The organism is Candidatus Sulfotelmatobacter sp., from assembly GCA_035498555.1.
Taxonomy (GTDB): domain Bacteria; phylum Eisenbacteria; class RBG-16-71-46; order RBG-16-71-46; family RBG-16-71-46; genus DATKAB01.
This window is the reverse complement of record DATKAB010000075.1, coordinates 1-6,465: the sequence shown is the minus strand read 5'-3', so window position 1 is coordinate 6,465 and position 6,465 is coordinate 1. Positions and strand designations below refer to the sequence as shown.

Here is a 6,465-nt window from a genome sequence, read left to right as displayed (position 1 = left end):
CGGCTTTTCGGGTCCGCCTTGTAACCGCGTGCGTTACATCGAGGCGATCCAGCTCGTCACCAGCTTCAGGTCGTCCTCTTTCACGTCCTTGAGCGCGTCGACGTGATCCTTGTCGGCCTTGACCGCCGCCATGATCTTGGCGGCGTCCTTGCCCTGCTTCTTGGCGATGTCCTTGAACGCCGGTCCGACCTTCTTCGAGCTCACCGCGTGGCAGGACAGGCAGCCGGCCGCCTTCGCCGTGGCTTCGGCTTTCTTCGCGTCGACCTGGGCCTGGGCGACGCCGGTCGCCAGCGCGAGGCCGGCCGTGGCGAGGGTTGCGATGAGCGTGCGCATCATGAGGTTCTCCGGATCGGGTTGAAGGCGTGGGGATTTTAGGCCATCCGCGCCGGGCGCGAAATGCCGCGCTTGGGCCTCAAACGCCGGTCCCCGCGCGGGCGTTGACGGGCCGGCGACCGGGCCGGCCGGAAACCGGGCGTCCTTCCGGCGGCCGCTTGACCCCCGTCAAGCCCGGCGGGCGGCGCACCGCTGTAATGCAAAATAGGCGCGGGGGCGTGCCCGCGCCCTGCCCTTGCCGACAAAGAGAAGAGGAAGTGGCGCGTCCCAGCGACGATCCCGGCGCCGGCCGGGAAGTGGAGGCGGCGATCGCGCGCGTGCTGGACGCCGAGCGCGACGCCCGAACGGCGGTGGCCGAGTGCGCGCGCCGCGCCGAGGCGCTGCGCGCGGATGCCCGCGCCACGGAGCGGCGCATCGCCGAGCGCGCCGCCGCGCGCATCGCCGCGATCCGGGTCGGCATGGCTGACAAGCTCGCCGCGCGCCTTGCCGCGATCGAAGCGCACGGTGTCGCGGCCGATCCCCAGGCTGTCCAGGACGAAGCCGCCCGGCAGCGCCTGGACGACGCCGTCGCACGCCTGGCCGACGAGCTCAGCGAGGCCCGGTCGTGAGCGGCATGCCCCTCGAATACGCCCAGGCGCGCCTCCAGGCCCGGTACGGTGCACGCGGGGACGAGCCGCTCTGGAACCAGATTCGCAGCGCGCGGAGCTTCCCGGCCCTGCTCGAGACGATCCGCACCTCGCCGCTGCGGCGCTGGGCCGAGGCGATCGCGCACGACGCGGATGCCGACGACATCGAGCTCGCCCTGCGCGCGTCGCTGCGCGGCGCGATCGACGAGGTCGCGGGCTGGATGCCGGCCCAGTGGCAGCGCGCACTGCGCTGGTGCCGGCACCTCGTTGACCTGCCGGCGCTCGCGCGCCTGGCGCGCGGCGAGCCGCCGCCGCCCTGGATGCGCCGCGACCCCGTGCTGCAGGCGTACGCCGAACCCGACCCCGACGCGCGGCGCGCGGCCCTTCGCGCGGGCCCGCTGGCCGGCATCGTCGCGCGCATCGAGAGCGAGGCCGCCGAAGGCGCGCCGAAGCACGCCGGCGGCCCGGAGGCGATCGCGCGCCGCGCCTGGCACGAAGAGTGGCGCGGCCGCTGGCCCCGCGATGCCGAGGAGGAGACGGCGCCGATCGAAGCGCTCGCCGCCGCGTTCGAGTCCCATCTCGCGCGATTCGCCGCGCAGCCGGTCGCCGAAGACGCCTGGGCCCTGCGCCACGGCTTCGAGCGCGAGCTGCGGCGGCGCTTCCGGCGTCACGCGCTCGCCCCCGCCGCGGCGTTCGCCTACCTGGCGCTGGTCGCGCTCGAACTGGAGCGGCTGCGCGCGCACCTCGTGACCCGCGCGGCGTTCGGACGGATCCCATGATCAGGCCGGAGCCGGCGCGCTGGTTCGAGATCCTGGTCGCGCGCGACGACGCGTTCATTGCACTCGAGGCGCTGGCGGGCACGGGCGCGGTCGAGATCGAGTGGCGCCGCGCGGAGACGGCCGCCGGCGCGACCGCGCGGGTCAACCCCCTCCTCCGCGACTACGGCAACCTCGCCCGTCGCTACCGCGCCTATTGGCCCGCGCCGCACCTGCGCGCGAGCGCGCGCGTCGCGCCGGCGGACGCACTGGCGGCGGCGATCGACCGGATCCACGCCTGGGCCGCCGAGGCGAAGCCGGGGATCGAGCGGCTGCAGGCGGTCGAGACCGAGCTCGCACAGCTCGACACGGTGGCGCAGGTGCTGGAGCGCATGCGCAGCGCGCCGATCGACTTCTCGGAGATCGGGGCACCGGGGGCCCGCCTGGCGGCGTGCGTGTTCGCGTATCCGACGGGGGCGAGGCTCGCGCTGCCGGCGAGCCTCCTGCTGCACCCGGTCGAGATCGGCGACGAGACCTACCTGCTCGCAGTCGGCACGCCCGAGGCGATCGAGCCGCTCGCTCAGGAAGTCACGGCCGCGGGCGGCCGTCGCTCGGCGGTGCCGCAGTGGCTGCGCCCGAGCGCCGAGGAGAACCTGGCGCTCGTCGCGGAGCGTCGCGCGGCGGCCGCGCAGGACGCAGTGGCGCTGCGCGCCGCGCTCGCGCAGCTCAACGCCCGACACGGGCTCGCCGCCACGCTCGGCGACGTCGTGCGCGCAACGTGGTGCTTCGAGAACGTCGGCGCGATCGCGGGGGGCGACGTGTTCTCGCGCATCACCGGCTGGACGAGCGACCGCGACCGACTCGCCGCGGCGATCGAGTCCTCCGAGGCGCGCGCCCTGGCGAGCTTTCCGCGGCCCCCGCGCGGCGTGCATCCGCCGCTCCTCCTGCACAACCCGTGGTGGGCGCGCCCGTTCGAGGTGTTCAGCCGCCTGTTCGGCATGCCGGGCGAGCACGGCGCCGACCCGAGCATGCTGCTGGCGATCGCGGTGCCGCTCCTGTTCGGCTACATGTTCGGCGACGTCGGCCAGGGGCTGGTGCTGGTCGCGGCGGGCTTCTGGCTGCGCAAGCGCATGCCGGTGCTGCGCCTGCTGATCCCGGCCGGCCTGTCGGCCGCGCTGTTCGGCCTCGCCTTCGGCAGCGTGTTCAGCGTCGAGCACTGGATCCACCCGCTGTGGCTGAACCCGCTCGAGCGGCCGCTCGTGGTGCTCGCCGTGCCGCTCGCCGGCGGCGTGGTCTTCCTCTCGCTCGGCTTCTTCCTCAGCGCGCTCGGGGCCGCCTGGCGCGGCGAGCTCGGCGAATGGCTCGCCACCGAGGGCGGGTTCGTGCTGGTCTACTTCGGCATCCTCGGCCTGTTCCTGCACGAGGCGTCGGCGCTCGTCGCGCTCGCCGGCGCCGCGCTGTTCGCGCTCGGGCATGCGCGTGCAGGCGGCGCGATCGGCGCGCTCAAGGCGCTCGGCGAGCTCGCCGAGCGCCTGATGCAGCTCCTGATCAACACGCTCTCGTTCGCGCGGGTCGGCGCGTTCGCGCTCGCGCACGCGGGTCTCTCGTCGGCCGTCGTCGCGCTCGCCGAGGCCGCCGGAGGCGCCATCGGCTACGTCGTGGTGCTCGCGATCGGCAACGTCGTCATCCTCGCGCTCGAGGGGCTGGTGGTCTCGATCCAGACCACGCGCCTCGTGCTGTTCGAGTTCTTCGCCCGCTTCTTCCAGGCGGAGGGGCGCGAGTTCCGCCCGCTCGCGCCTCCCCCGGTCACCGCAGAGGAGAAACCATGATGCCGAGAACCAAGCTCGCCCTGGGCATGACGGCGGTCGCCGCCTGCCTGAGCCTCGCGGCGACCGCGCTGCTCGTGTGGGTCGGCCCCGCGCTGGCGCAGGCGCCGCCCCCCCGGGGGATCGGCGGCGACGCCGCCGGATGGGGACTCGTCGCCGCCGCGCTCGCCACCGGCCTCTCCTCGCTCGGCGCCGGCGTGGCGGTGGGGCGCCTCGGCACCGCCGCGGTCGGCGCGCTGGCCGAGAAGCCCGAGCTGCTCGGGCGGCTGCTGATCTTCGTCGGCCTGGCCGAGGGGATCGCGATTTACGGCGTGATCATCTCGATCCTCATCCTCAACCGCCTGAGTTGAGGCGGGGCCGCGCATGCCGGGTCCGATCGCGTTCGTCGGCGACGCCGTGACTGCGAGCGGCTACCGCCTCGCCGGCGTTGCCGTGCACGTGCCGGCCGCGGGCGAGGAGCTCGCCGCGTTCGAGCGGGCGCGCGCCGAGGCCCGCGTCGTGCTGGTCGCGCTGGACACCGCGCTGAAGCTGCCGCTCGCCCGGCTCGAGTCGGCGATCGCCGCGCAGGCGCCGCTCGTGCTGGTGATCCCGGACCTCGACGGCCGGCCCTCCCCCGTCGATCCCGCCGCGCGCGTGCGACGCCAGCTGGGGCTCGAGGCGTGAGCACCGCCGAACGGACGCGCGCGCTCCTCGCGCTGGTCGACGGGTACCGCGAGTCGAGGTGCGCGGAACTGCTCGGCGCCGCGCGCGCCGACGCGCGCTCGCTCGTGCGCGAGGCGCTGCGCCGTGCCCGCGCGCGCGTGCACGAGGCGATCGCCGAGGAGCGCAAGCGTTACGCCGCCGCCGTCGGCGCGGCCGAGGCGCAGCTGCATACGCGCCGCCGGCTCGCGCACCAGGGCCGCGAAGCGGGGATGATCGCCGCGGCCTGGCGGTCCCTCCCCGCGGCGCTGCGCGACCGCTGGCGCGAGCCGGAGCGACGCGGGCGCTGGCTGCGGGGCCACCTCGAGCGGGCGCTCGCGTCGATGCCGCGCGAGCCGTGGGAAGTGCGGCACGCGCCGGGGCCCGCCGACGCCGAGATGCGCGAGCTCGCCGCCTGGCTCGCCGGCCGCGGCGGCCCGGCCGCGAGCTTCGTGGAGGACGCATCGATCGCCGCCGGCTTCCGCGTGCGCGCCGGGCACAACACGCTCGACGCCACGCTCGACGGCCTCGCCGCAGACCGCAAGGCGATCGAGGGACGGCTGCTGCACCACCTCGAGCAGGACGAGGAACCCGCGCAATGAGATACCGTGTTCTGCGTCAAGCGGCGAGCTCATGGTGTGGTCTGCGCGGTAGTCAGCTGGGCGACGAAGGGCCGGCGATGCTTTGCGACGCTATAGACGGCCAAGAGCAGCTTGTGCATGCAGGCCACCAGGGCGACCTTGGGCAGCTTGCCGCGAGCGAGCAGGCGCTGGTAGTGAGCGCGCAGCCAGGGGTTCTTGCGTACGGCGGTCAGGGTGGGCATCCAGAGTGCGGCGCGCAAGCGGGCGTTGCCGATGGGCGTGGTGGCTGCGCGCGTGCTCTTGCGTTTGCCGGACTGGCTGAGCGCTGGGACGACACCGACGTAGGCGGCGAGCGCGCCGGGATCACGGAATTCGGCAGGGTCGCCGAGTTCGGCGATCAGGCGTGCGGCGGTATTGGGGCCGATGCCCTCGATGGTGGTGAGCAGTGTGCCCACTTCGTGCGCGCCCAGGGTGCCGGCGATGTCGCGATCGAGGCTTCGCAGGCGCCGGCGCAGGGTGTCCAGATCCTCGCAGGCGTATCGCACCTGCACGCGATAGGCCTCGCCGTGATGGTGTCCGACCGAGCGCTTGGCTGCCTCGAGGAGCAGGCCGGCGAGCTCGGTGCCGACCTGATGTCGGCCGTCGTAGCGAAGCGCGGCCAAGCGCTTGGCCGACACGCCCCGGAAGGCGGCGGCGGTGGGGTAGTCGTGCAGGATGGCGCTCGCGAGTTCGCTATCGAGGCTACGGACGTAGCGGGTGAACTCGGGGAAGCCCAGATCGACCAGGCGGTGGAGCTGGCGGACCCGATCGCCGAACTCCTGCAGCAGCCGCTCGCGCAGGCGCACCAGCTCGCGCAACTCCTCGGTGGCCGGATCGGGCAGCCGAGTCGGAGCCGGGCGTTTCTGGGCGGCGAAGCGCGCGATGCCCAGGGCGTCGATCGCGTCAGTCTTGGTGCGCTGCAGGTCCTCCTCGGCGAAGCGATGGGTGCGCACCGGGTTAAGCAGCGCGACGCTGAAGCCGCGCGCGGCCAGGGCGGCGAAGAGGTTCTTCCAGTAGTGGCCGGTGGCCTCCATGGCCACCAGCAGCTCGGCGCTCGCGCCGAGCTGCCCGAAGAGCTTCTCGTAGCCGGCCGCATCCTCGGCGAACGCGGTGGGCTTGACCAACACCCTTCCATCTTCATCGACCAGCGCGACCACGTGGGTCTCGGAGGCGATGTCCACGCCTGCGAATCGCATACGACCTCCTGCCGACAGAGGAAGTCGGGAGCCTCGGAGCCGGTGCTCCTGCCCGCGCTTGTGCATGCGAGGACTCGGCATCGCCGGCCTCGGGATACCGTCCGGGCCCTGAGCACCGGTCGAGGGCGCCAATCTCATTGCCGAGGACCTCGCCTCGAGCGCGCTGCGGCGACCCTCTCCCGGATTCCGTCGACGTCCATTGTCACCGGAGAACTCCGATGAGTGGACAACATACAAGCGCAGATCGGGCCGTCGTTTTCGTCGTCGACGACGATCAGTCCATGCGCCGATCGCTCGAGACTCTCCTCAGGTCGGTAGGCCACGACGTGCGCCTTTTCTCCTCGGCCCAGGACTTCATGCAGGCGGAGCGGCCGGACCTGCCGGGCTGCCTGGTGCTCGACGTGCGGCTGCCTGGCATGAGCGGACTCACG

At 73.6% G+C, this 6,465-nt stretch carries 8 protein-coding genes; 6 read left to right on the top strand and 2 right to left on the bottom strand.

Features of this window, described 5'->3' with window-relative positions:
• Positions 1-33 precede the first annotated feature (33 nt).
• Positions 34-336: a hypothetical protein gene (locus VMJ70_06715; GenBank protein HTO90809.1), complete on the bottom strand. Its 303-nt coding sequence runs from the start codon at positions 334-336 to the stop codon at positions 34-36.
• Positions 337-590: 254 nt separating this feature from the next.
• Here VMJ70_06715 and VMJ70_06710 point away from each other — a divergent pair, with 254 nt between their 5' ends.
• From VMJ70_06710 to VMJ70_06685, 6 genes are all read left to right on the top strand, one after another.
• Positions 591-941, top strand: coding sequence for a hypothetical protein (locus VMJ70_06710; GenBank protein HTO90808.1), 351 nt, complete (start codon positions 591-593; stop codon positions 939-941).
• Positions 938-1,738 (top strand): hypothetical protein, encoded by an 801-nt coding sequence (locus VMJ70_06705; GenBank protein HTO90807.1) that lies wholly within the window; start codon positions 938-940, stop codon positions 1,736-1,738. The genes VMJ70_06710 and VMJ70_06705 overlap by 4 nt, the downstream gene beginning before the upstream one ends.
• A complete protein-coding gene (locus VMJ70_06700; protein ID HTO90806.1) occupies positions 1,735-3,543 on the top strand; it encodes a hypothetical protein in 1,809 nt (602 codons plus the stop codon). Before VMJ70_06705 ends, VMJ70_06700 begins: the two co-directional genes overlap by 4 nt.
• Positions 3,540-3,890 (top strand): ATP synthase subunit C, encoded by a 351-nt coding sequence (locus VMJ70_06695; GenBank protein HTO90805.1) that lies wholly within the window; start codon positions 3,540-3,542, stop codon positions 3,888-3,890. The genes VMJ70_06700 and VMJ70_06695 overlap by 4 nt, the downstream gene beginning before the upstream one ends.
• Positions 3,891-3,903: 13 nt before the next feature.
• The gene (locus VMJ70_06690; GenBank protein ID HTO90804.1) at positions 3,904-4,203 is read left to right on the top strand and encodes a V-type ATP synthase subunit F; all 300 of its coding nucleotides are present in this window, start codon (positions 3,904-3,906) and stop codon (positions 4,201-4,203) included.
• 104 nt (positions 4,204-4,307) lie between these two features.
• Positions 4,308-4,820: a hypothetical protein gene (locus VMJ70_06685; GenBank protein ID HTO90803.1), complete on the top strand. Its 513-nt coding sequence runs from the start codon at positions 4,308-4,310 to the stop codon at positions 4,818-4,820.
• A gap of 29 nt (positions 4,821-4,849) precedes the next feature.
• Here VMJ70_06685 and VMJ70_06680 read toward each other — a convergent pair whose 3' ends face one another.
• Positions 4,850-6,034: an IS110 family transposase gene (locus tag VMJ70_06680; protein ID HTO90802.1), complete on the bottom strand. Its 1,185-nt coding sequence runs from the start codon at positions 6,032-6,034 to the stop codon at positions 4,850-4,852.
• Between the last annotated feature and the right edge of the window lie 431 nt (positions 6,035-6,465).

Bases quoted from the DNA above. Each gene is read 5' to 3' on its own strand.
- VMJ70_06700 (HTO90806.1), top strand. From the start codon at position 1,735: ATGATCAGGCCGGAGCCGGCGCGCTGGTTCGAGATCCTGGTCGCGCGC.
- VMJ70_06690 (HTO90804.1), top strand. From the start codon at position 3,904: ATGCCGGGTCCGATCGCGTTCGTCGGCGACGCCGTGACTGCGAGCGGC.
- VMJ70_06715 (HTO90809.1), bottom strand. From the start codon at position 336: ATGATGCGCACGCTCATCGCAACCCTCGCCACGGCCGGCCTCGCGCTG.
- VMJ70_06695 (HTO90805.1), top strand. From the start codon at position 3,540: ATGATGCCGAGAACCAAGCTCGCCCTGGGCATGACGGCGGTCGCCGCC.
- VMJ70_06680 (HTO90802.1), bottom strand. From the start codon at position 6,034: ATGCGATTCGCAGGCGTGGACATCGCCTCCGAGACCCACGTGGTCGCG.